At 59.2% G+C, this 22,427-nt stretch carries 22 protein-coding genes; 12 read left to right on the top strand and 10 right to left on the bottom strand.

Annotated features, from left to right (window positions below):
- The first annotated feature begins 273 nt into the window (after nt 1–273).
- From AB4O11_RS13580 to rlmF, 5 genes are all read left to right on the top strand, one after another.
- Nucleotides 274–1,764 carry a leucyl aminopeptidase gene (locus AB4O11_RS13580; protein ID WP_257357055.1) on the top strand — a complete coding sequence of 497 codons (1,491 nt, stop codon included), beginning with the start codon at nt 274–276 and terminating at the stop codon, nt 1,762–1,764.
- A gap of 57 nt (nt 1,765–1,821) precedes the next feature.
- Entirely contained in the window at nt 1,822–2,250 is a 429-nt protein-coding gene (locus AB4O11_RS13575; protein WP_007909049.1) for a DNA polymerase III subunit chi, read from the top strand.
- 8 nt (nt 2,251–2,258) lie between these two features.
- Nucleotides 2,259–2,660, top strand: a complete 402-nt coding sequence (locus AB4O11_RS13570; protein WP_099758071.1) for a DNA polymerase III subunit chi — start codon at nt 2,259–2,261, stop codon at nt 2,658–2,660.
- A 198-nt stretch (nt 2,661–2,858) separates the two neighbouring features.
- A complete protein-coding gene (locus AB4O11_RS13565) occupies nt 2,859–5,705 on the top strand; it encodes a valine--tRNA ligase (RefSeq protein ID WP_460089943.1) in 2,847 nt (948 codons plus the stop codon).
- A 269-nt stretch (nt 5,706–5,974) separates the two neighbouring features.
- Complete coding sequence (rlmF, locus tag AB4O11_RS13560) at nt 5,975–6,994, top strand: 23S rRNA (adenine(1618)-N(6))-methyltransferase RlmF (protein ID WP_095119373.1); 1,020 nt, start codon at nt 5,975–5,977, stop codon at nt 6,992–6,994.
- Nucleotides 6,995–7,193: 199 nt separating this feature from the next.
- Here the strand turns inward: rlmF and AB4O11_RS13555 are convergent, their stop codons facing one another.
- Nucleotides 7,194–7,475, bottom strand: a complete 282-nt coding sequence (locus tag AB4O11_RS13555; protein WP_003221909.1) for an HU family DNA-binding protein — start codon at nt 7,473–7,475, stop codon at nt 7,194–7,196.
- 395 nt (nt 7,476–7,870) lie between these two features.
- Here AB4O11_RS13555 and yejK point away from each other — a divergent pair, with 395 nt between their 5' ends.
- On the top strand, nt 7,871–8,875 hold the full coding sequence (gene yejK, locus AB4O11_RS13550) for a nucleoid-associated protein YejK (RefSeq protein WP_095050956.1): 1,005 nt from the start codon (nt 7,871–7,873) through the stop codon (nt 8,873–8,875).
- Nucleotides 8,875–9,225: a glutaredoxin family protein gene (locus tag AB4O11_RS13545; RefSeq protein WP_093436950.1), complete on the top strand. Its 351-nt coding sequence runs from the start codon at nt 8,875–8,877 to the stop codon at nt 9,223–9,225. Before yejK ends, AB4O11_RS13545 begins: the two co-directional genes overlap by 1 nt.
- 115 nt (nt 9,226–9,340) lie before the next feature.
- Here AB4O11_RS13545 and AB4O11_RS13540 read toward each other — a convergent pair whose 3' ends face one another.
- The 5 genes from AB4O11_RS13540 to AB4O11_RS13520 form a co-directional block, all read right to left on the bottom strand.
- Nucleotides 9,341–10,276 carry a glutathione S-transferase family protein gene (locus tag AB4O11_RS13540; protein WP_099758067.1) on the bottom strand — a complete coding sequence of 312 codons (936 nt, stop codon included), beginning with the start codon at nt 10,274–10,276 and terminating at the stop codon, nt 9,341–9,343.
- 84 nt (nt 10,277–10,360) lie between these two features.
- Nucleotides 10,361–10,663, bottom strand: a complete 303-nt coding sequence (locus AB4O11_RS13535) for a GIY-YIG nuclease family protein (RefSeq protein WP_008083651.1) — start codon at nt 10,661–10,663, stop codon at nt 10,361–10,363.
- Between the two features lie 39 nt (nt 10,664–10,702).
- A complete protein-coding gene (locus tag AB4O11_RS13530) occupies nt 10,703–11,173 on the bottom strand; it encodes a nuclear transport factor 2 family protein (protein ID WP_331694817.1) in 471 nt (156 codons plus the stop codon).
- Nucleotides 11,174–11,411: 238 nt separating this feature from the next.
- A complete protein-coding gene (locus tag AB4O11_RS13525; protein ID WP_093436962.1) occupies nt 11,412–12,716 on the bottom strand; it encodes a CynX/NimT family MFS transporter in 1,305 nt (434 codons plus the stop codon).
- On the bottom strand, nt 12,706–13,365 hold the full coding sequence (locus tag AB4O11_RS13520; RefSeq protein ID WP_460130903.1) for a FadR/GntR family transcriptional regulator: 660 nt from the start codon (nt 13,363–13,365) through the stop codon (nt 12,706–12,708). The genes AB4O11_RS13525 and AB4O11_RS13520 overlap by 11 nt, the downstream gene beginning before the upstream one ends.
- A gap of 166 nt (nt 13,366–13,531) precedes the next feature.
- Here AB4O11_RS13520 and AB4O11_RS13515 point away from each other — a divergent pair, with 166 nt between their 5' ends.
- Together AB4O11_RS13515 and AB4O11_RS13510 are read left to right on the top strand one after the other, a co-directional pair.
- Nucleotides 13,532–13,843 carry a type II toxin-antitoxin system MqsR family toxin gene (locus tag AB4O11_RS13515; RefSeq protein ID WP_116254613.1) on the top strand — a complete coding sequence of 104 codons (312 nt, stop codon included), beginning with the start codon at nt 13,532–13,534 and terminating at the stop codon, nt 13,841–13,843.
- A complete protein-coding gene (locus AB4O11_RS13510; protein ID WP_460130901.1) occupies nt 13,840–14,328 on the top strand; it encodes a type II toxin-antitoxin system MqsA family antitoxin in 489 nt (162 codons plus the stop codon). Before AB4O11_RS13515 ends, AB4O11_RS13510 begins: the two co-directional genes overlap by 4 nt.
- A 53-nt stretch (nt 14,329–14,381) precedes the next feature.
- Here AB4O11_RS13510 and AB4O11_RS13505 read toward each other — a convergent pair whose 3' ends face one another.
- The 4 genes from AB4O11_RS13505 to AB4O11_RS13490 all read right to left on the bottom strand — a co-directional run bounded on the left by AB4O11_RS13505 (nt 14,382) and on the right by AB4O11_RS13490 (nt 18,541).
- A complete protein-coding gene (locus AB4O11_RS13505) occupies nt 14,382–15,146 on the bottom strand; it encodes an amino acid ABC transporter ATP-binding protein (protein WP_008080191.1) in 765 nt (254 codons plus the stop codon).
- A 10-nt stretch (nt 15,147–15,156) separates the two neighbouring features.
- Nucleotides 15,157–16,251, bottom strand: coding sequence for an amino acid ABC transporter permease (locus AB4O11_RS13500; protein ID WP_093436977.1), 1,095 nt, complete (start codon nt 16,249–16,251; stop codon nt 15,157–15,159).
- Nucleotides 16,252–16,261: 10 nt separating this feature from the next.
- Nucleotides 16,262–17,443, bottom strand: a complete 1,182-nt coding sequence (locus tag AB4O11_RS13495; RefSeq protein WP_460130899.1) for an amino acid ABC transporter permease — start codon at nt 17,441–17,443, stop codon at nt 16,262–16,264.
- Between the two features lie 66 nt (nt 17,444–17,509).
- On the bottom strand, nt 17,510–18,541 hold the full coding sequence (locus AB4O11_RS13490; protein ID WP_007914328.1) for an amino acid ABC transporter substrate-binding protein: 1,032 nt from the start codon (nt 18,539–18,541) through the stop codon (nt 17,510–17,512).
- A gap of 467 nt (nt 18,542–19,008) precedes the next feature.
- On the opposite strand from AB4O11_RS13490, the gene AB4O11_RS13485 reads away from it, so the two are divergent.
- From AB4O11_RS13485 to AB4O11_RS13475, 3 genes are all read left to right on the top strand, one after another.
- Nucleotides 19,009–19,665: an alpha/beta hydrolase gene (locus AB4O11_RS13485; protein ID WP_093436986.1), complete on the top strand. Its 657-nt coding sequence runs from the start codon at nt 19,009–19,011 to the stop codon at nt 19,663–19,665.
- A gap of 97 nt (nt 19,666–19,762) precedes the next feature.
- The gene (rhlB, locus tag AB4O11_RS13480; RefSeq protein ID WP_320335745.1) at nt 19,763–21,241 is read left to right on the top strand and encodes an ATP-dependent RNA helicase RhlB; all 1,479 of its coding nucleotides are present in this window, start codon (nt 19,763–19,765) and stop codon (nt 21,239–21,241) included.
- Nucleotides 21,242–21,377: 136 nt separating this feature from the next.
- Nucleotides 21,378–22,328: an ornithine cyclodeaminase family protein gene (locus tag AB4O11_RS13475; RefSeq protein ID WP_460130896.1), complete on the top strand. Its 951-nt coding sequence runs from the start codon at nt 21,378–21,380 to the stop codon at nt 22,326–22,328.
- Nucleotides 22,329–22,427 lie beyond the last annotated feature (99 nt).

The following is a 22,427-nucleotide window of genomic DNA, read 5'->3' as shown; positions in this document are numbered from 1 at the left end:
AAACAAGCAAACACATCGACCGGCCCGCAACGCAGAGCCGTCGAAAAAAGATGCGGCATTATCCTGTGATTGAGGGCGCCTGTCACTGCGCACACTCATCCATGTCTGTAATCCTTTACAGATCATACAACCGAGGGTTGTCAGGCGCGGGGAGCGGGGTTCAAACTGCGGCCCTTGTCGCAGGCTTTGGCCTGCGCCTCTTCTCTCTATAAGCAGGCGACTGCGGACACCGTCGAACGCCTGCGTGTTGACCATTCATTCAGGGATCCGGACATGGAACTGGTTGTAAAAAGCGTTAGCCCAGAAACGTTGAAAACCGCCACCCTGGTGGTTGCCGTCGGCGAAGGCCGCAAACTCGGTGTCGCCGCCAAACAGGTCGACGAACTGAGCGGTGGCGCGATCAGCGCCGTCCTCAAGCGTGGCGATCTGGCTGGTAAAGTCGGTCAAAGCCTGCTGCTGCACAGCCTGCCGAACCTGAAAGCCGAGCGCGTGTTGCTGGTCGGCGTGGGCAAGGATGAGGAACTGGGCGACCGTCCATTCCGTAAAATCGTTGCCGGCATTCTCAACACACTGAAAGGTCTGGGCGGCAGCGACGCCGTGTTGGCACTGGATGAAATCATTGTCAAAAACCGCGACAGCTACGGCAAAACCCGTCTGTTGGCAGAAACCCTGGTGGATGGCGAATACACCTTCGACCAGTTCAAGAGCCAGAAAGCCGAACCGCGCGCCCTGAAGAAAATCACCCTGCTGACCATCAAGGCTGCTCAGGCCGAAGTGCAGCGCGCGGTGAATCACGCTACTGCGATCGCCAACGGCATGGCCTTCACCCGCGACCTGGGCAACCTGCCGCCGAACATCTGCCACCCGACCTTCCTTGGTGAACAAGCGAAGAATCTGGGCAAAGAGTTCAAGGACCTGAAAGTCGAAGTCCTCGACGAGAAGAAGATCAAAGCCCTGGGCATGGGCTCGTTCTACGCCGTCGGCCAGGGCAGCGCCCAGCCGCCGCGCCTGATCGTCATGCAATACAACGGCGGGAAGAAATCCGAGAAGCCGTACGCACTGGTTGGTAAAGGCATCACCTTCGACACCGGCGGCATCAGCCTGAAACCGGGTGCCGGCATGGACGAAATGAAGTACGACATGGGCGGCGCAGCCTCCGTGTTCGGTACCCTGCGTGCCGTGCTTGAGCTGAAACTGCCAATCAACCTGGTGTGCATCCTCGCCTGCGCGGAAAACATGCCGAGCGGCAATGCCTCGCGTCCGGGCGACATCGTCACCACCATGAGCGGCCAGACCGTGGAAATCCTCAACACCGACGCCGAAGGCCGTCTGGTGCTGTGCGATGCGCTGACCTACTCCGAGCGTTTCAAGCCGCAAGCGGTGATCGACATCGCCACCCTGACCGGCGCTTGCGTCGTGGCACTGGGCGCACACACCTCGGGCCTGCTGGGCAACAACGACGAACTGATCAGCCAACTGTTGAGCGCTGGCCAGACTGCCGACGACCGCGCCTGGCAATTGCCGCTGTTCGACGAATACCAGGAGCAACTGGACAGCCCGTTCGCCGACATCGCCAACATTGGCGGGCCGAAAGCCGGCACCATCACTGCTGCGTGCTTCCTGTCGCGCTTCACCAAGAACCTCAACTGGGCGCACCTGGACATCGCCGGCACCGCATGGACCAGCGGCGGCAAGGACAAAGGCGCAACCGGTCGTCCGGTGCCTCTGTTGACCCAGTACCTGCTGGATCGCGCCAAAGCCTGAACCCGCTGACGGGCGGCGTTACCTTCGGGTGACGCCGCTTGCTGCTCTGGAACCGCAATGACCAAAGTCGACTTCTATATCCTGCCCAGCGCTGACCCTTCGGCGCGCCTGGACTTTGCCTGCAAGCTCACCGAGAAAGCCTGGCGCATGGGCCATCGCATCTACCTGCATTGCAGCGATGCCGCTCAGCGCGACGATCTCGATGCGCGCTTGTGGGCATTCAAGGGCGAAACGTTCGTGCCGCATGGCCCGGCTGACAGCGAACCGGACGGTTTGATTGTGTTGGGATTGGGTGATGACTGCGGTCAGCACCAGGATTTGCTGGTCAACCTCGACCTGAAAGTCCCGGCCTTCGCCAGCAAATTCGCCCGTGTGGCGGAAGTGGTGGTGGAAGATCCGACAATTCGGGCGGCCGCGCGGGAGAGTTTCCGTTTCTACCGCGAACAGGGCTATCCTCTGCAAGACCACCGTTTACAGCGACTCTGAGCATTCCAATGGACACTCCGAAACCGCAACAAAAGTCCGCACACCTGTTGGATGATCTTGAATCGATCCGCCAGTTGCTCGGCGATGACAACCTGCAACCACCGCTGTTGACCGACACGGTCGACGATGGCGAACAGGAACAGATTCCGATGTTGTTTGACTCTGTCGGCGCCGAACCGGCCGCAGTCGCAGTCGAACCGCAACCCGCTCCAACTCCGGCGCCGGCCGCGCAACCTGCGCCCCACGCGAATAAAGGCCCGGACGCCCTGCTCCACCTGGACAGCGAACTGCGCGCCGCCGCGCAATTGATCATGCAAGACGTGATCGACGACTTCGCGCCGCACATCGAAACCGAAATCAAGCGCCGCCTCGATGCACGCATGGAACGGCTGCTCAGCCAATACGAATAACCCCCCAACCCCTGTGGGAGCCAGCCTGCTGGCGATAGCAGCACGTCGGTTTTCCTGAAAAACCGCAGCGCCTGCATCGCGAGCAGGCTCACTCCTACATTTAGATCCCCTCAGGGCCCGCCCCGCTCGCCCTCGGCCCCATGCCCCGCTATACTCGTCGGCTTTTCCTGAATTAATGCCAATAGGGTCCCGCCGCGCATGGATAAGACCTACCAGCCGCACGCCATTGAAACTTCCTGGTACAACACCTGGGAGTCCGAGAACTACTTCGCCCCGCAAGGCGCGGGCGACTCCTACACCATCATGATCCCACCGCCGAACGTCACCGGCAGCCTGCACATGGGTCACGGTTTCAACAATGCGATCATGGACGCCCTGATCCGTTTCCGCCGCATGCAGGGTCGCAATACCCTGTGGCAGCCGGGCACCGACCACGCTGGCATCGCTACGCAAATGCTGGTGGAGCGTCAACTGGAAGCCACCGGCCAGAATCGTCACGATCTGGGCCGCGAGAAATTCCTCGAGAAGGTCTGGGAGTGGAAGGATCAGTCCGGCGGCAACATCAGCCGTCAGATCCGCCGCCTCGGCTCGTCCGTCGACTGGAGCCGCGAGCGCTTCACCATGGACGACGGCCTCTCGGAAGCGGTCAAAGAAGCGTTCGTGCGCCTGCACGAAGACGGTCTGATCTATCGCGGCAAGCGTCTGGTCAACTGGGACACCAAACTGCACACGGCGATTTCCGACCTCGAAGTGGAAAACCACGACGAGAAAGGTTTCCTGTGGAACCTGAAGTACCCGCTGGCCGACGGCGCGAAAACCGCTGATGGCAACGATTTCCTGATCGTCGCGACCACCCGTCCGGAAACCATGCTCGGCGACTCCGCCGTCGCGGTGAACCCGAACGATGAGCGCTACCAAGGCCTGATCGGCAAGTTTGTCGAGCTGCCACTGGTTGGCCGCCGCATCCCGATCATCGCCGACGATTACTGCGATCCTGAATTCGGCACCGGCTGCGTGAAAATCACCCCGGCCCACGATTTCAACGACTACGAAGTCGGCAAGCGCCACAACCTGCCGCTGCTGAACATCTTCGACAAGAACGCCAACGTGCTGCCAGCCGCCCAGGTGTTCAACCTCGACGGTACGCTGAACGACAGCATCGATGGCGCGATTCCGGCTGAGTACGCCGGCCTTGAGCGTTTCGAAGCGCGCAAGCAAATCGTGGCTGCGTTCGACGCCGCCGGCCTGTTGGTCAGCGTCAACGACCACGGCTTGAAAGTGCCGAAAGGCGACCGCTCCGGCACCATCATCGAGCCGTGGCTGACCGACCAGTGGTACGTGTCGACCAAACCGCTGGCAGAGCCTGCGATTGCTGCCGTTGAAGATGGCCGCATCCAGTTCGTGCCCAAGCAGTACGAAAACATGTACTTCTCGTGGATGCGCGACATCCAGGACTGGTGCATCAGCCGTCAGCTGTGGTGGGGTCACCGGATTCCGGCCTGGTACGACGAGTCGGGCAAAGTCTACGTCGGTCGCGACGAAGCCGAAGTGCGTGCCAAGCACAACCTCGGTCCGGACGTTGCCCTGCAGCAGGACAACGACGTACTCGACACCTGGTTCAGTTCGGGTCTGTGGACGTTCTCCACCCTGGGCTGGCCTGAGCAGACCGAGTTCCTGAAGAAATTCCACTCCACCGACGTGCTGGTGACGGGCTTCGACATCATTTTCTTCTGGGTTGCCCGGATGATCATGCTGACCATGCACCTGATCAAGAACGAGGACGGCACTCCGCAGGTGCCGTTCAAGACCGTTTATGTGCACGGTCTGGTGCGCGATGGCCAGGGCCAGAAAATGTCCAAGTCCAAGGGCAACGTTCTGGATCCGCTGGACATCATCGACGGTATCGAACTGGAAGAACTGGTGCAGAAACGCACCTCCGGCCTGATGCAGCCGAAACTGGCGAAGAAGATCGAGAAGCAGACCCGCGACGAGTTCGCCGACGGCATCGCCAGCTACGGCACCGACGCCCTGCGCTTCACCTTCTGCTCGCTGGCCTCGACCGGTCGCGACATCAAGTTCGACATGGGCCGCGTCGAAGGCTATCGCAACTTCTGCAACAAGATCTGGAACGCCGCGCGTTATGTTCTGGACAAGGGCGAGGACTGCGGCCAGAACGGCGAAGCCTACGAGCTGTCGCTGGCGGATCGCTGGATCATCTCGCAACTGCAACGCACTGAAGCCGAAGTGACCCGTCAGCTGGATCAATTCCGTTTCGACCTGGCAGCACAAGCGCTGTACGAGTTCATCTGGAACCAGTACTGCGACTGGTACCTAGAGCTGTCCAAGCCTGTGCTGTGGGACGAGAACGCACCGGTTGAACGTCAGCGCGGCACTCGCCGTACGCTGGTTCGCGTACTGGAAGTGGCACTGCGCCTGGCGCATCCGTTCATGCCGTTCATCACTGAAGAAATCTGGCAGCGCATCGCGCCGCTGGCCGGCATTCAGGGCAAAACGATCATGCTGCAAGCGTGGCCAGTGGCCAACGAAGAGCGCATCGATCCGGCTGCCGAAGACGACATCGAATGGCTCAAGGAACTGATGCTCGGCACGCGTAACATCCGTGGCGAAATGAACATTGGCCCGGGCAAGCCACTGCCGATCTACCTGAAGAACGTCAGCGCTGAAGACCAGCGCCGTCTGACCGAGAACGAAGCGCTGCTGAAGAAGCTGGCGCGCCTGGAATCGATCACCGTTCTGGCGGCTGGCGAAGAAGCGCCGCTGTCCGCCACCGCGCTGGTTGGCGAGATGGAAGTGCTGGTGCCGATGGCCGGCCTGATCGACAAGGGCGCTGAACTGGCGCGTCTGGACAAGGAAATCCTGCGTCTGCAGGGCGAAGTCCAGCGCGTTGGCGGCAAACTGTCCAACGCCGGTTTCGTCGACAAGGCCCCGGCCGAAGTCATCGAGAAGGAACGCGCCAAACTGGCCGAGGCTGAACAAGCCTTGGGCAAACTGGCCGAGCAGCACGCGCGGATTGCCAGTCTGTAACTGGTAAATCGCATTAAAAAAGGCGCGCCACCCGATCGGGTGACGCGCCTTTTTTATTGCCTACTTTCCTTCATCCAATGCCAATCCCTGTGGGAGCGAGCTTGCTCGCGAAGAGGCCGTGTCAGGCGAAAGTGATGTTGACTGAGAGGACGCTTTCGCGAGCAAGCTCGCTCCCACAGAGATCGGTGGTGTTGCTGATATTGAGTTCGCAGCGGCTGGATGTGGGACAATACCCGCCACTTTCAGCCATACCCGAATCGATCACGCCCATGAACGCCCCCCGCACACCCAAACCTGCGCGCAAGAAGCCTGATTCCGCGACCCCGGCCAAGACCGTCGAGCCGCGTGAAAAGGCCAGCCTGCACCCGCGCAATCGCCATCAGGGTCGTTACGACTTCCCGGCGCTGATCAAAACCACGCCGGAACTGGCGAAGTTCGTGATCACCAACCCGTACGGCAAGGAAAGCATCGACTTCGCCAGCCCCGATGCGGTGCGCGTGTTCAACCGGGCGCTGCTCAAGTCGTTCTATGGCATCCAGCATTGGGACATCCCGGCAGACTACCTCTGCCCGCCAGTTCCAGGCCGTGCCGATTACGTGCACTTCCTCGCCGATTTGCTGGCGAGCATGAACGACGGCAAGGTCCCGCGCGGCGCGATCGTCAACGTGCTGGACATCGGCATGGGCGCCAACTGCGTGTATCCGCTGATCGGTAACAGCGAATACCGCTGGCACTTCCTCGGCTCGGAGATTGATCCGACTGCTGTGGCGGCCGCCAGAGCCATCGTTCAGTCCAACGACCTGAACAAAGTCATCCAGCTGCGTCAGCAGGAAAACCGCAAGCACATCCTGATTGGCTTGCTGGAGCCGGGCGAGCGCTTTGACCTGACCATGTGCAACCCGCCGTTCCACGCCTCGATGGACGAAGCGACCAAGGGCAGCGAGCGCAAATGGCGCGCACTGGGCAAGGCTGACCCGAAACGCAAACTGCCGGTGCTGAACTTCGGCGGTCAGTCGGCGGAGTTGTGGTGTGAAGGCGGTGAAGCGCGTTTCGTGACGCAACTGATCGCCGAGAGCGCCAACTTCCAGCACAAGGTGCTGTGGTTCAGCACGCTGGTGTCGAAAGCTTCGAACTTGCCGGCCATCGAAACCGCACTGAAAAAAGCCGGGGTGCTGGAAAGCCAGGTCGTCGAGATGTCTCAGGGCCAGAAGCAGAGCCGCTTTGTGGCCTGGACCTTCCAGACCAAGTCCGAGCAGCAGATCTGGCGCCGCGAGCGCTGGGTTCGCTAAACACCGCATCACCGGACACAAATCAATTGTGGGAGCGAGCTTGCTCGCGAATGGGGAGCATCAGTCAATTCAACTCTGACTGACACACTGCCTTCGCGAGCAAGCTCGCTCCCACATGGGATCTAAGTGCTTGCCAAATCGCAGGCACAAAAAAACCGTGCCCGGATCACTCCGGTGCACGGTTTTTTATTGCTGCGTCTTACTTGTTCACAGCGTCGGTCAGGCCTTTGGCCACAACCAGCTTGATCACTTTCTTAGCAGGGATTTCGATGGCAGCGCCAGTCGAAGGGTTACGGCCAGTGCGGGCAGGACGCTCGGTCACTTTCAGCTTGCCGATACCTGGCAAGGTGATTTCGCCGCCGTTTTCCAGCTGATCGGCAACGATTTGGCCCAGTTGGTCCAGAGCGTTACGCGCGGTGGTTTTCGGCGCGTCGATAGCTTCAGCGATGTCGGCGATCAGTTGGTCTTTAGTAAGAGCCATGTAGTGTTCCTTCCCTATCAAATTCATATGGATTGCAGAGTGCAGTGTCAGCCATCGAGCCCGATCTTCTGGATCTGGCACCCTCGGCGATAACCACGACGAGTCGGGTTATAGATACCGAAATCAGGGTTTGGTTCGACCTGACAAATGCTGATTGCACGCTTAACGCAGTGACTTCGCGTAAGACCGGGCAAAACTAGCACAGAGACGGGGAAATATCCGCCTCTAGCTACCCATTTGGTCAGCTTTATTGCGCTAAATCGGTAAAAAACTGCATATGCGTCAGTGCGCGCCCCGGTTTTGCCCTACAACCCGCGCCAAAACCAGTGGTTGCGGTACACTTAGCGCTTTTTCGGGGGAGCCAGCCCTCCTCCCTTCCTACAGCCGAGAAGCCCATGCCGATCCGTCATTGCATCGTCCACCTGATCGACAAAAAACCCGACGGCACGCCCGCAGTTCTGCACGCCCGTGACACGGAACTGGCCGAGTCTGCAGCCATCGAGAACATGCTCGCCGACCTCAACGAGAGCTATAACGCCAAACAGGGCAAAGCCTGGGGCCTGTTCCATCCGGAGTCCGGCGCGTTCCCGTTCAGCGGCTGGCTGAAGGAATACATGGAAGGCAGCAAGGACTTCACCGCGTTCAGCAAAGTCGCGGTCGAGCACCTGCAGAAGCTGATGGAAGAGTCGAACCTGTCGGTTGGCGGTCACGTGTTGTTCGCCCACTATCAGCAAGGCATGACCGATTACCTGGCCATCGCCCTGCTCCACCACAGCGAAGGCGTGGCGGTGACCGATGAGCTGGACGTGACCCCTTCGCGTCACCTCGACCTCGGCCAATTACACCTGGCGGCGCGGATCAACGTTTCCGAGTGGCAGAACAACAAGCAGTCCAAGCAATACATCTCGTTCATCAAAGGCAAGAACGGCAAAAAGGTCTCCGAGTACTTCCGCGACTTCATCGGTTGCCAGGAAGGTGTCGACGGCCCGGGCGAGACCCGCACGCTGCTCAAGGCTTTCAGCGACTTCGTCGAAAGCGAAGACCTGCCGGAAGACTCCGCCCGCGAGAAGACCAAGACCCTGGTCGATTACGCCAGCAGTCAGGCCAAACTCGGCGAACCGATGGGCCTGGAAGAGCTCTCGGAGCTGATCGACGAAGAGCGTCCGAAAGCCTTTTACGATCACATCCGCAACAAGGATTACGGCTTGTCGCCGGAGATCCCGGCGGACAAACGCACCCTGAATCAATTCCGTCGCTTCACCGGCCGCGCCGAAGGCCTGTCGATCAGCTTTGAAGCGCACCTGCTGGGTTCGAAGATCGAATACGACGAAGAGGCTGGCACCTTGGTGATCAAGGGCCTGCCAACGTCGCTCACCGATCAGTTGAAGCGCCGCAACTGATGCTCGGCAATGTGCTGAAGAAGGTCGCTCTGGTTCTGCTGGTGGTCGTGGTCTATCAGAACTGGGGCAAGATCGAGCGGCTGTTCAACCCGTCGCAGATGGTCTCGGAGCAGACACGGGCGCAGGCCAATGTCGTGCTCTACGCCACTGACTGGTGCGGCTATTGCAAGCAGACCAAACGCTTTCTCGACAGCAAAGGGATTGCGTTCAAGGAGTTCGATATCGAGAAGGATGCCGAGGCGCGCAAGGCGTATGAGGCATTGGGTGGACGCGGGATTCCGTTGATCGACGTGAATGGCACGTTGATTCGCGGTTTTGACCCGGACGAAATCCTCGCCGCCCTGAAATAAGCTGTAGGAGTGAGCCTGCTCGCGATAGCGGTGTGTCAGTCGATAAATCCGCCATTGACACACCGCTATCGCGAGCAGGCTCACTCCTACAAAGTTTTGCATCAGACTTGAGAGATCAGCGGGCTTCGATGCGGAAGCCGAATCGCGGGAAGTGCACATGCACCACGCCGCCACGCTCGTCTTCGCGACGAATGATCAGCTCTTCACTGCCGGCAAACAGCAACTCACCCACCACCGGATCAACCCCGTAATCCGTCGCCGAGACTGCCACCTGCTGGCCAGCCTTGAAGCCGTTCGGATCAACAAACTGCTCATCCGGCAATGCCGCCGGTGTCGCGTTGCGTGCAACCTCAAGCGCCTCTTCCGACGTCATCGCACTGGCTGCGCCATGGCCAAAGCCCAGTACTCGACTCAACCAGGCCGAAACAGCCGGATATTCATCCACCAGCGGAGCCGTGACATGCGTAGCCTTGAGGAACCACAGCGGATGCGCCAATGCGAAGTCAGCAATCGACGGCTCGCCGAACAGGAAGTCGCCTTGCTCGCGCTGTAACTGCTGCTCCAGACGCGCCATGATCGTCGGCCACTGATGCTTGGCTTGTTCGGCGGACAGACGTGTGGCACTGCCGCCCGAGAACAAACCGGCGCGGTCGGCAATAAACGCTTTGATCGCTTCCGGCGGCAACTTGGCAAAACGCACGGCCACAGATTCCGGCTGGAACACCAGACTCACCGCATGCTGGAACACTACCGAGTCAGCCCAAGTGGCGAAACTGGCGGTGGTGAACTCCTGACCCTCGGGGAAGAACGCTGGCAAAGCCTTCTCTTGCTCGAGACGACGAGCGATCAACGAAGTGTCGCAGTAGATGTCAGCGCCAATCTGCAACACAGGGGTCTTGCGATAGCCGCCGGTCAGGGCGGTCAGATCCGGTTTCGGCATCACCGGCGAGATATGCACCGAGCGCCACGACAAGCCTTTGAAGCCCAGCAGCAGACGGGCCTTCTCGGCAAATGGGGAGGTCGGGTAATGATGCAGAATCAACTCGGACATGCTCGGCTCCGCCGCTCAGATAGTGAGCTGGCAGCTTAGCGCGCATTTGCTTAGCAGCCTACAGATCTGCCTGATGGGAACCAATCAGTCAGATTGATAAGACGCGACCAGACATTCCTTCGCGCTCTTCCTGAGTTTTTTGATTAACCGTTCTTGGCGCAACGCATCGCTTTTATCGCGGCACAGCTCGGTATAAACCAGCGCCATCGCCGGGCTGGAGAGGAAGAACCGTGCACCTTTGCCGCTTTGATGCTTGGCGAAGCGACGCACCGGGTCGTCGCTGATCCCGCAGTACAACGAGCCATTGGCGGCGCGAACGAGGTAGACGAACCAGGACTTGCTCACGGGTTCGGCGACGTCGACAGATTTTTCGCTAAGGCTGGTCACTTCGGGATCAAGACGTGTAGGAAACAGGCGGCGATCTTATCAGCGACCGGCCTGAAATGCCTTCAGTCCCTTCAATGCCTGGGCGCGCACGGCGTTGCGCACCAGCGGTGTCCAGCCCAGCAGCAGGCCTTTGAAACCGAGGGCCTGACGCGACCAGCGCCACAGATCGAAGTGGTCGTGGTGTTCGCAGATCTTGCCGTCACGGAAGACGAAGCGGGCCTGGATATCGTTGATGACGATGTTGCCGGTCTGGCTGAACAGGTAGGTCGCGACCCAATGTGCGCCACCGCTGCGCTCATCGGCGCGGATGTTGTCGAAAGTCAGCGAGAAATCCTTGGCCCGAGTGGTGAGCATGCGCCACATGTCGCCGGCATCGCGCCCGCGCAGTTCGCCGAAGGCCGGATCACTGAACACGACGTCGTCGGTGTAGCAGGCGGCCATGGCTTCGGCATCGAGGCGCTGGAAGGCCTGGTAGAAGCGGGTGATCAACGCGGCGTGGGCTTCGCTCATGGGCAAACTCCAAAATAGGTACAGAGTGCCAGCACGATAATCTGCAATGCGCAGAAACACTATCGGCATTCGTAAACCGAATACCATGCAAGATCTTCAAGGCGCCCCAAAAACTGTGGGAGCGAGCTTGCTCGCGAAGAGGCCGGCACATTCAACATGATCTTTGCCTGAACCACCGTCTTCGCGAGCAAGCTCGCTCCCACATTGGATATCACTGGCCCCAAAAAAGGGTTATGCGTCAGATTTTTTCGCTTTGCACTTGCACGTACAGCGCACGCCCGGCACCGAGGCCAGCAATGATCGCACCGGTGCCGATAATGCCAAAGATCCAGCCCACCGCATTCCAGCCGCCGGTCCAGTCATGCACCACGCCGACCGCAAACGGCCCCATCGACGCCAACGTGTAACCGAAGCCCTGAGACATGCTCGACAGATTCGCCGCAACATGCGAATCACGCGAACGCAGCACAATCAATGTCAACGCCAGACTGAACGTACCGCCCTGCCCCAGCCCCAACAGAATCGCCCAGCCCCACAAGCCTTCGATCGGCGCGTACAGGCAACCGAACAGCCCGCCAAGAGTCAGCGCCATGACCACGACGATCGCCAGACGCTGATCCTTGCCGCGCGTCGCCAGCCACGGCGCAGCCAACGAACTGGCGAGCTGGATGATCACCGAACCGGACAACACCAGACCGGCCTGGGTCGGCGTCAGGCCGCGACCAATCAGGATTGACGGCAACCAGCCGAACACAATGTAGGCCAGCGACGATTGCAGGCCCATGTACAAGGTCACCTGCCAGGCCAGCGGATCACGCAGCAGTCCGCGTACGCGATAGGCAACGTTGTGCGCGCCATGTTTCTGCCCGACTTGCGGCAACCAGAACACCGCTGCAACCAGCGCCGGAATCACCCAGAAACCCAGGCCCATCGCCCAACTGTGACCGAAATGTTCACTCAGCGGCACACTGGAACCGGCCGCCATCGCCGCGCCCAGACACAGCGCCATGGTGTACACGCCGGTCATGGTGCCGGCGTGTTTGGCGAAGTCGCGCTTGACGATGCCCGGCAGCAAAACTCCGATGATGCCGATACTCGCGCCGCCCAATACGCTGCCAGCGAACAGGCCGATCTCGCCGAAGTTGCTGCGCAAGATAATCCCGCCGGCCAGTGTCAGTAGAATTCCCAACACCACCCGTTCAGCGCCAAAACGCCGCGCCAGAATCGGTGCCAGTGGGGCGAACAATCCCAGGCACAGCACTGGCAGTGTGGTCAGCAAACCGGCCTGAGCCGCCGACAAACCGAGGCTTTTCGACACATCGCTGAGCAGCGGCGCCATGCTCGACAGCGCCGGACGCAAATTCAGCGCGACCAGAATCAAGCCGAGCAGCAACAACCACGGCCGGCGCACCAGCGGATGGCTTTGTTGCACTTGCTCGTCGTCAGCCTCGGCGTCGATCAGCAGCTCTTCAAGCTCTGCCGTGCGCTTTGGGGTTGTGGATAGCTCACTGCGGGACATGGATTTCTCGGTTTCAAGGTTCATTGATCAACTGCCTCGACAAAGCTTTGGCCCGTTCCGGGTCGCGTTGCTCGACCGCATCGAGTAACGCGATATGCAAGTCGAACACTTCCTGACGGCGCGGGACGATATTCAGGGTCTGGCGCAATTGCGCGCCGACGATGCTGGAGAAATAGCGATAAAGCTCGCTGAGGGTCGGGTTGTGCGCGGCATCGACCAGACGACGGTGGAACACCAGATCGCAGGCGATATAGGTCTCGAGATCGCCGTGGTAGTGGCTGCCGCTGGTGCCGAGCGCTTCACGCAAGGCGACGAGGTCCTCGTCGGTACGGCGCAACGCCGCCAGGCCGATGGCCTCGACTTCGAGAATGTGCCGGGTTTCCCGTGCCTGATCCAGCGAGCAGCGTGACAACGCTTTCAGCGTATCGAGCGGATCGACCACGGCGCGCAAGTAACTGCCATCGCCCTGGCGAATCTCGATCAGTCCGGAAAACGCCAACACGCGCATGGCTTCGCGCACGGTATTGCGGCTGATGCCCAGCTCGGCGCACAGCTCGGGTTCGGTCGGCAAACGCTCGCCAACCTGCCAGGCACCGCTGTTGATGCGCTGACGAAGCTGATCCAGAGCCTGATCGACCAGGGATCGCTTAACGAGTGGAGAAATGTCTGACATAGGATTTTCCCTTTCATCCAATCATAGGATGAATTTTCTGACATGTTAGTCAGACCCGTGTAGGACGGCAACCACCTAGGGTCAATCGGAGACACATGGAGCGGCATTTTCGATTGGTCAAAATTACCCTTTAAGGGTAATTTCAGGGACAGGGTTTTGGTTTCTTATGGAAAAGAACACACCCCATTACGAATTGGCGGTGATCAAGGCTGAGGTGAGGCGGTTAGGTCAAAAAGCTTTCACCAAAGCTTCGGTCAAATCAGCTGAGAAGCTCGGCTTCAACCTCAGCGAAATGCTAGAGATCGTTTTCGAGCTACAAACCAGGATGTTGTACAAATCGATGACGACTTATGACGATCATCGAATCTGGCAAGACGTGTATCACATCAATTCACGAGGTCAGGAGATTTACATCAAGGTGACCTATCGCCCCGGCGGCAGCCCACCGGTAATCTCCTTCAAGGAGAAAAACCCATGAAAACCCAGCAATGTGTCAGCTGCGGTGCACGTGAGGGAATGAGGCATTTCCAGGGTCGCGGAGAAACCCTGAGTGTCAAAGGCATGGAGCGCCGTGTAGACGATCTATCTGGTTGGGAGTGCCAGAAGTGCGGTGAAGTGGAATGGGATTTCGACACCGATAGTGCTGAGCGTTATTGTGATGCCGGTGATGAGTTGGTTCTCGCTGGCAGACAAATGATCGGCGCCGAGATGAAACGAATTCGACGCAAATTGCACCTGACGCAGAAAGAGACAGTGCAACTGCTCTCTGGTGGCGGGCATAACGCATTCTCTCGCTACGAACGGGGCGAGTTACTTCCCCCCAAAGCATTGGTGCTGCTGATGCGCTTATTGGATCGTCATCCCCACATGCTCGTCGATATCCAGACCTTGGCTGAAGGCGCAGACCTGCGAGGTTTCACGCACACAGTGCACAAGGAACACGAAACCCTGACCGTTTCCTGACCCACAAAAAAACAAACCCGGCACAAGGCCGGGTTGTTTTTACGCACATACCATCAATGCAAAATCTGACTCAAAAACAACTTCGTCCGCTCATTCTGCGGATTATCGAAGAAGTCATTCGGCGCCGCTTGCTCAACGATTTCACCTTTATCCATGAAGATCACGCGGTTGGCCACGGTGCGGGCAAAGCCCATTTCGTGAGTCACGCAGAGCATGGTCATGCCGTCTTCAGCCAGACCGATCATGGTGTCGAGCACTTCTTTCACCATTTCCGGGTCGAGCGCCGAGGTCGGTTCATCGAACAGCATGATTTTCGGCTTCATGCACAGCGCGCGGGCGATCGCCACACGCTGTTGCTGACCGCCGGACAGTTGCCCCGGGAATTTGTGCGCCTGCTCCGGAATGCGTACGCGCTCCAGGTAATGCATGGCGATTTCCTCGGCCTTGCGCTTGGGCATCTTGCGTACCCACATCGGCGCCAGGGTGCAGTTCTGCAAAATGGTCAGGTGCGGGAACAAGTTGAAGTGCTGGAACACCATGCCGACTTCACGGCGGATCGCTTCGATCTGCTTGAGGTCGTTGGTCAGCTCCACGCCGTCGACGACGATGCGGCCCTGCTGGTGTTCTTCCAGACGATTGAGGCAGCGGATGGTGGTCGACTTGCCGGAACCCGATGGGCCGCACAGGACGATACGCTCGCCCTGTTTGACGTTGAGGTTGATGTCTTTGAGCACGTGGAACTGGCCGTACCACTTGTTGACGCCCTGCATTTGAATAATGCCTTCAGGACCTACAGGCTTTTTGATTGCTTCACTCATTTACAGACTCCTAACGCTTGTGGCCAGTGTCGAGCTTGCGTTCCAGATGCATGGAATAGCGCGACATACCAAAACAGAAAATCCAGAACACCAGGGCGGCGAACACGTAGCCTTCGGTGGCCATGCCCAGCCATTTCGGATCGGCAGCGGCTTGTTTGACGCTGTTGAGCAGGTCAAACAGGCCGATGATGATCACCAGGCTGGTGTCCTTGAACAGCGCAATGAAGGTGTTGACGATGCCCGGGATCACCAGCTTCAGGGCTTGCGGCAGGATCACCAGGCCCATCGAACGCCAGTAACCGAGGCCCATCGCCGCGGCCGCTTCGTACTGACCTTTAGGGATCGCTTGCAGACCGCCACGCACCACTTCGGCCACATAGGCCGACTGGAACAGGATCACGCCGATCAGTGCCCGCAGCAGTTTGTCGAAGTTCATGCCTTCAGGCAGGAACAGCGGCAGCATCACCGAGGACATGAACAGCACAGTGATCAACGGCACGCCGCGCCAGAACTCGATGAAGGTCACGCAGACCACACGAATCGCCGGCATGTTCGAACGACGGCCCAGCGCCAGCACAATCCCCAGCGGCAACGCACCGGCGATACCGACAGTGGCGATAACCAGGGTCAGCATCAGGCCGCCCCACTGGCTGGTCGCCACATTGCTCAGACCAAAACCGCCGTGCAGCAAGGTGAAGGCAATGATCGGATACAGCACCAGAAAGCTCAGCCCGTAGATCGCTTTACGCGGCACACGCGAGATGAACAATGGCGCCGCGCCGATCACCGCCAGCCACACGGTCAGGTCGACGCGCCAGCGCAGTTCCGTCGGGTAGTAGCCGTACATGAACTGGCCAAAACGCTGCTGAATGAACACCCAGCAGGCGCCCTCCTTGGTGCAGTCGGCGCGAGTGGTGCCGACCCAGTTGGCATCGACAATCGCCCAACTGAGGATCGGTGGCACCACCAGGTAGATCAGGTAGAACGCAAACAGGGTCAGCAGGGTGTTGAGCCAGCTGGAGAACATGTTCGCGCGCATCCATGCCACCACACCGATGCTGCTGTTCGGTGGGGGCATGTCGGGTTTGAAAGTATGAGTACTCATGCGCTTTTCCTTACCGCTCGATCAGCGCAATGCGCTTGTTGTACCAGTTCATCAGCAGAGAGATGCTGATACTGATCGCCAGGTACACGCTCATCGTGATGGCAATCACTTCGATGGCTTGACCGGTCTGGTTGAGCACGGTGCCGGCGAACAGCGACACCATTTCCGGATAACCGATACCGGCGGCCAGCGAAGAGTTTTTCGCCAGGTTCAGGTATTGGCTGGTCAGCGGCGGAATGATCACGCGCAGGGCTTGCGGAATGATCACCTTGCGCAGGGTCGGACCGTTGCGCAGGCCGAGGGAACGCGCCGCCTCAGTCTGGCCATGGCTGACCGACTTGATCCCCGAACGCACGATCTCGGCGATGAACGCCGCGGTGTACACGGTCAGGGCCAGGGTCAAGGCGAGCAGTTCCGGGATCAGCACCCAGCCGCCGACGAAGTTGAAGCCTTTGAGTTCAGGCATTTCCCAGTGCAGCGGAGCGCCGAAGATCAGTGCGCACAAGGTCGGGATCACCATCAGAATCGCCAGACCGACCCAGAACTTGTGGAACGGCACGCCGGTTTCTTCAAAGCGCTTGTTGGCCCAGCGGCACATCAGCACGATGCCGACGATGGCCACCACGATGCTGATCACGAACGCCCAGAAACCATCAGCGGCCAACGCGGCCGGCATGTTCAGGCCACGGCTGCTGACGAAGAAGGTGTCACCGAAGTTATGGCTGTTGCGCGGTCCCGGCATGGTCAGGAATACCGCGAAGTACCAGAACAGGATTTGCAGCAGCGGCGGAATGTTGCGGAACACTTCCACATACACGGTCGCCAGTTTGCTGATGATCCAGTTCTGCGACAGCCGTGCCACACCGATGATGAAACCGAGGATCGTCGCCAGAACCACACCGATCACGGTCACCAACAGGGTGTTGAGCAGACCGATGACAAAGACGCGGGCATAGCTGTCCGCTTCGGTGTAGTCGATCAGGTGTTGAGCGATGCCGAACCCGGCACTGCGCTCCAGAAAGCCGAAACCGGAAGTAATGCCCCGGTGCTGAAGGTTGGTTTGCGTGTTGTCGAACAAGTACCAGCCCAGCGAGACCACCGCCACAACGGTGATGATCTGGAATAGCCACGCACGCACTCGTGGATCGCTGAGGCTGAGCCTCTGCTTTGGTGCGCCGATTGAATTTTGCATGAAGTGCCCCGGAAGAAATGGAACAAGAACATCACCCGGCGGTTGGCCCGCCGGGCGATAGAACCATTAGCGCACTGGTGGTGCGTACTGAATGCCGCCGTTGTTCCACAGGGCGTTCAAGCCGCGGTCGATTTCCAGCGGAGTGCTCTTGCCGAGGTTTTTCTCGAAGATTTCGCCGTAGTTGCCGACTTGTTTGACGATCTGCACAACCCAGTCTTTCGGCAGTTTCAGGTCTTTGCCGTACTCGCCGTCAGCGCCGAGCATACGGGCAACGTCCGGGTTCTTGGTCGACTTGGCTTCAGCTTCAACGTTCTTCGAAGTGATGCCGGCTTCTTCGGTGTTGAGCAGCGCGTAGCCAACCCAACGCACGATGGCCAGCCACTCGTCGTCGCCGTTACGTACGACCGGGCCCAGCGGTTCTTTGGAAATGGTTTCCGGCAGAACCACGTAGTCCTTCGGCGAGGCCAGCTTGGAGCGCTGGGCGAACAGTTGGGACTTGTCGGAGGTCAGCACGTCGCAACGACCGGATTCCAGCGACTTGGCGCTTTCATCGGAGGTGTCGAAGGTGATCGGGGTGTATTTCAGACCGTTGCCACGGAAGTAGTCGGAAACGTTCAGCTCGGTGGTGGTACCGGCCTGGATGCAGATGGTTGCACCGTCCAGCTCTTTGGCACTTTTCACGCCCAGCTTGTTGTTCACCAGGAAACCGATGCCGTCGTAGTAGGTAATGAAGCCCGGGAATTTCAGGCCCATGCCCGCGTCACGCGAACTGGTCATGGTGGTGTTGCGCGACAGGATGTCGATCTCGCCCGATTGCAGCGCGGTGAAGCGCTCTTTGGCGTTCAACTGACTGAATTTGACCTTGGTCGCGTCGCCGAATACGGCAGCGGCCACAGCGCGGCAGACGTCAGCGTCGATCCCGAGGATCTTGCCGGTTGCGTCCGGTACCGAGAAGCCCGGCAGACCGTCGCTCACGCCACACTGCACGAAACCTTTCTTCTGCACGGCATCCAGGGTTGCACCCGCCTGAGCGAACCCGCTGACGCCGAGAACTGTTGCTGCAGTCACGATCGCCAGAGTGGATTTCAACATCTTCATTCAAACCTCCAGTTTTGCTCTTGTTGTGTCGGAGCTTGAGTCCAGTCGCACCCTTTTGAGGCGTTGTTGACCCGTGTTGGCTTTTTTTGGGGTCAACCGACGTAAGACCTTCGCTATGAGTCTAGTAGGAGAAAATCCACATCATGGACAACTCACTTCTCACCAATCGGCCGAACGGGCTGTAGCCCTTTCACATTCGCTAAGCCCGTAGCGGCCATTGGCGAACATCCATCACCGGATTCTTTGCAATCCCGTCGCGGGTCGTACACTGATAGTGTTACCGCCCACGCAAGATCGGTTGCACGGTTCAAGCCATAGCAAAGCCCGTACCACACCGCTCACCGAATCGATTCGGCGACAGGTCAATAGCAAAACTTGTAACCTTGCGACATCTTCTTAACGGATCAACCGGACGCGCACTCGAACCACGCACTTAATGAGAGCGCCCGCACATTTTTGGAGCAGACATGACCGAGCCCTTGATTCTTCAGCCTGTTAAGCCCGCAGACGCCTGCGTGATCTGGCTGCACGGCCTCGGCGCCGACCGTTACGACTTCCTGCCGGTGGCCGAGGCATTGCAGGAAAGCCTGCTGAGCACGCGCTTCGTGTTGCCACAGGCGCCAACTCGTCCAGTGACCATAAATGGCGGATATGCCATGCCAAGCTGGTACGACATCAAAGCCATGAGCCCGGCACGCGCGATCGATCGTGATGAGCTGGAAGCGTCGGCGGATCGCATCATTGAATTGATCGAAAACGAGCGCGCCAGCGGAATAGACGCCTCGCGAATTTTTCTCGCCGGGTTTTCCCAGGGTGGCGCGGTGGTGTTGCACACTGCATTTGTGAAATGGCAGGGGCCATTGGGCGGCGTGCTGGCGTTGTCGACATATGCGCCGACCTTCAGTGATGAGATGGAGCTGTCAGCCAGTCAGCAGCGGATCCCCGCGATATGCCTGCACGGCCAGTTCGATGGCGTGGTGCAAAACTCGATGGGGCGCAGTGCTTATGAGCATTTGGTGAAGCATGGTGTCACCGTGACATGGCAGGAATACCCAATGGAGCACGAAGTGTTACCCGAGGAAATTCGCGACATCGGTACCTGGTTGAGCGAACGTTTGCGCTAAGCGTCGAGATTAAAACCGCCCTTTGATCCCTCCCACTACGCCGCGCCCGTTTCTTGCATTACACTGGCCGGCGTACATTCCTTAACCAATTGATGAGATGACCGTGCTCAAAGCACTCAAGAAGATGTTCGGTAAAAGCGAGGCTGAGCAGCTCGCGCCAGTTCCCAGTGCGCCGTCGCACGCCCCCGGTCATCGCAACGATGCGCCACAGGCCGACCGCCCCGCTCACGTAGCGGCACCGAAGGCAGAACCGCAACCTGCATCGGCCGCGCCAATCGCCGCCGAACCTGCCCGCAGCGAAGCGCCGAAACCGGCCAGACCGCGCCGCGAACCGAAGCCCAAGGCAGTGGTTATTCCGTGGAAACTCGAGGATTTCGTCGTCGAGCCACAGGAAGGCAAAACCCGCTTCCACGATTTCAAGCTGTCTCCAGAACTGATGCACGCCATCCAGGATCTGGGCTTTCCGTACTGCACGCCGATTCAGGCGCAGGTGCTGGGTTACACCCTCGCCGGCAAAGACGCCATTGGCCGTGCGCAGACCGGCACTGGTAAAACCGCCGCGTTCCTGATCTCGATCATCACCCAACTGCTGCAGACCCCGCCGCCGAAAGAACGCTACATGGGCGAACCCCGTGCGCTGATCATCGCGCCGACCCGTGAGCTGGTGGTACAAATCGCCAAGGACGCCGCTGACCTGACCAAGTACACCGGCCTCAACGTCATGACGTTTGTTGGCGGCATGGACTTTGACAAGCAGCTCAAGCACCTCGAAGCGCGTCACTGCGACATCCTCGTCGCCACACCCGGCCGTCTGCTCGACTTCAACCAGCGTGGCGACGTGCACCTGGACATGGTCGAAGTGATGGTGCTGGACGAGGCCGACCGCATGCTCGACATGGGTTTCATCCCGCAGGTACGTCAGATCATTCGCCAGACGCCACCGAAGTCCGAACGCCAGACGTTGCTGTTCTCCGCGACCTTCACCGAAGACGTGATGAACCTCGCCAAGCAGTGGACCACTGACCCTGCGATCGTCGAAATCGAAATCACCAACGTTGCCAACGAAAACGTCGAGCAGCACATCTATGCGGTGGCCGGTGCCGACAAGTACAAACTGCTCTACAACCTGGTCAACGATAACGGCTGGGAACGCGTGATCGTGTTTGCCAACCGCAAGGACGAAGTGCGCCGCATCGAAGAACGCCTGGTGCGCGATGGCATCAACGCCGCGCAACTGTCCGGCGATGTGCCGCAGCACAAACGCATCAAGACCCTGGAAGGTTTCCGCGAAGGCAAGATTCGCGTACTGGTCGCCACCGATGTGGCCGGTCGCGGCATCCACATCGACGGCATCAGCCACGTGATCAACTTCACCCTGCCGGAAGTCCCGGACGACTACGTGCACCGCATCGGTCGTACCGGTCGTGCCGGCGCCGACGGTGTGTCGATCAGCTTCGCCGGTGAGGACGACTCCTACCAGTTGCCGTCCATCGAAGAGAAGCTCGGTCGCAAGATCAGCTGTGAAACGCCGCCGACGCATCTGTTGCGCGCGGTTGAGCGCAAGCGTCCGCAGTAAACGACGTTTAAAAGAAAAGCGCAGCCGGCAACGGACTGCGCTTTTTTTTCGCCCGGTGTTTCATCAGGTGCTTGCGAGAGAAAACCAAAAGTCCATAATAGACAAATAAGTTTATTTTTCGTTTTCGGAGCCTGATATGTCCAGTACGCCCTACGTGATCGACCAGCATCAGGCCCGTGAGCTGCTGGCGCGCATTGATGTGCCGCAAATCCTGCGCAAGCTGTTCCGTGATCTTGCGGCGGGTAACGCCGTGCAACCGGCGCAGCAACTGGTGGAGTTTCCGCAAGGTGCCGGCGACTTCATCAATTACCTGGGCGTGCTGGCCGAGGATGGCGTGTACGGCGTGAAGACCTCGCCGTATATCGTTCGCGAACAAGGTGCACTGGTGACGGCTTGGACATTGTTGATGTCGATGAAAACCGGCCAGCCACTGCTGCTCTGCGATGCCGCTGAACTGACCACCGCACGCACCGCCGCGACCACGGCTGTGGCGGTCGACACCCTCGCTCCGACAAACGCCACGCGACTGGCAATCATCGGGAGTGGCAAGGTTGCGCAGGCGCATCTGTACTATGTAAAAGGTCTGCGCGACTGGCAGAGCATCAGCCTGTATTCGCCAAGCCTGTCCGCCGACGCTCAAACCAAGGCACTGTTGAAAGCCATCACTCCCAATCTGAGGATCGTTGACAGCCGTGAAGCCGCCCTCGTCGAGGCGGACGTGATCATGCTCTGCACTTCGTCCGCCGGCCCGGTGATCGATCCGGCCGCGCTGAGCAAACCAGCCCTGATCACCTCGATCAGCACCAACGCCCCGCGTGCCCATGAAGTGCCGCCGCAGAGCCTCAACGACATGCAGGTGTTCTGCGACTATCGTCTGACCACGCCGGGTTCGGCAGGTGAGATGCTGATTGCCAGTGAACAGCATGGCTGGAGCAAGGATTCGATTGTCGGCGACCTCGCCGACTTGCTCAGCGAGAAAGTGCAGCGCCCCGATTACGATCGTCACGTGTTTTTCCGTTCAATTGGCCTCGGCCTGGAAGACATCGCCCTGGCCAATGCGGTTTATCTCCTCCATCACCAGAATTAAGCCTGATGCAATCCATGTGGGAGCGAGCTTGCTCGCGAATGCGGTCTGACATTCACCGAATGTGTTGACTGATAGATCGCTTTCGCGAGCAAGCTCGCT

This window comes from Pseudomonas sp. H1_D05, assembly GCF_054682705.1.
The sequence above is the reverse complement of the archived record's forward strand: the minus strand, read 5'-3'. Positions and strand labels throughout refer to the sequence as shown.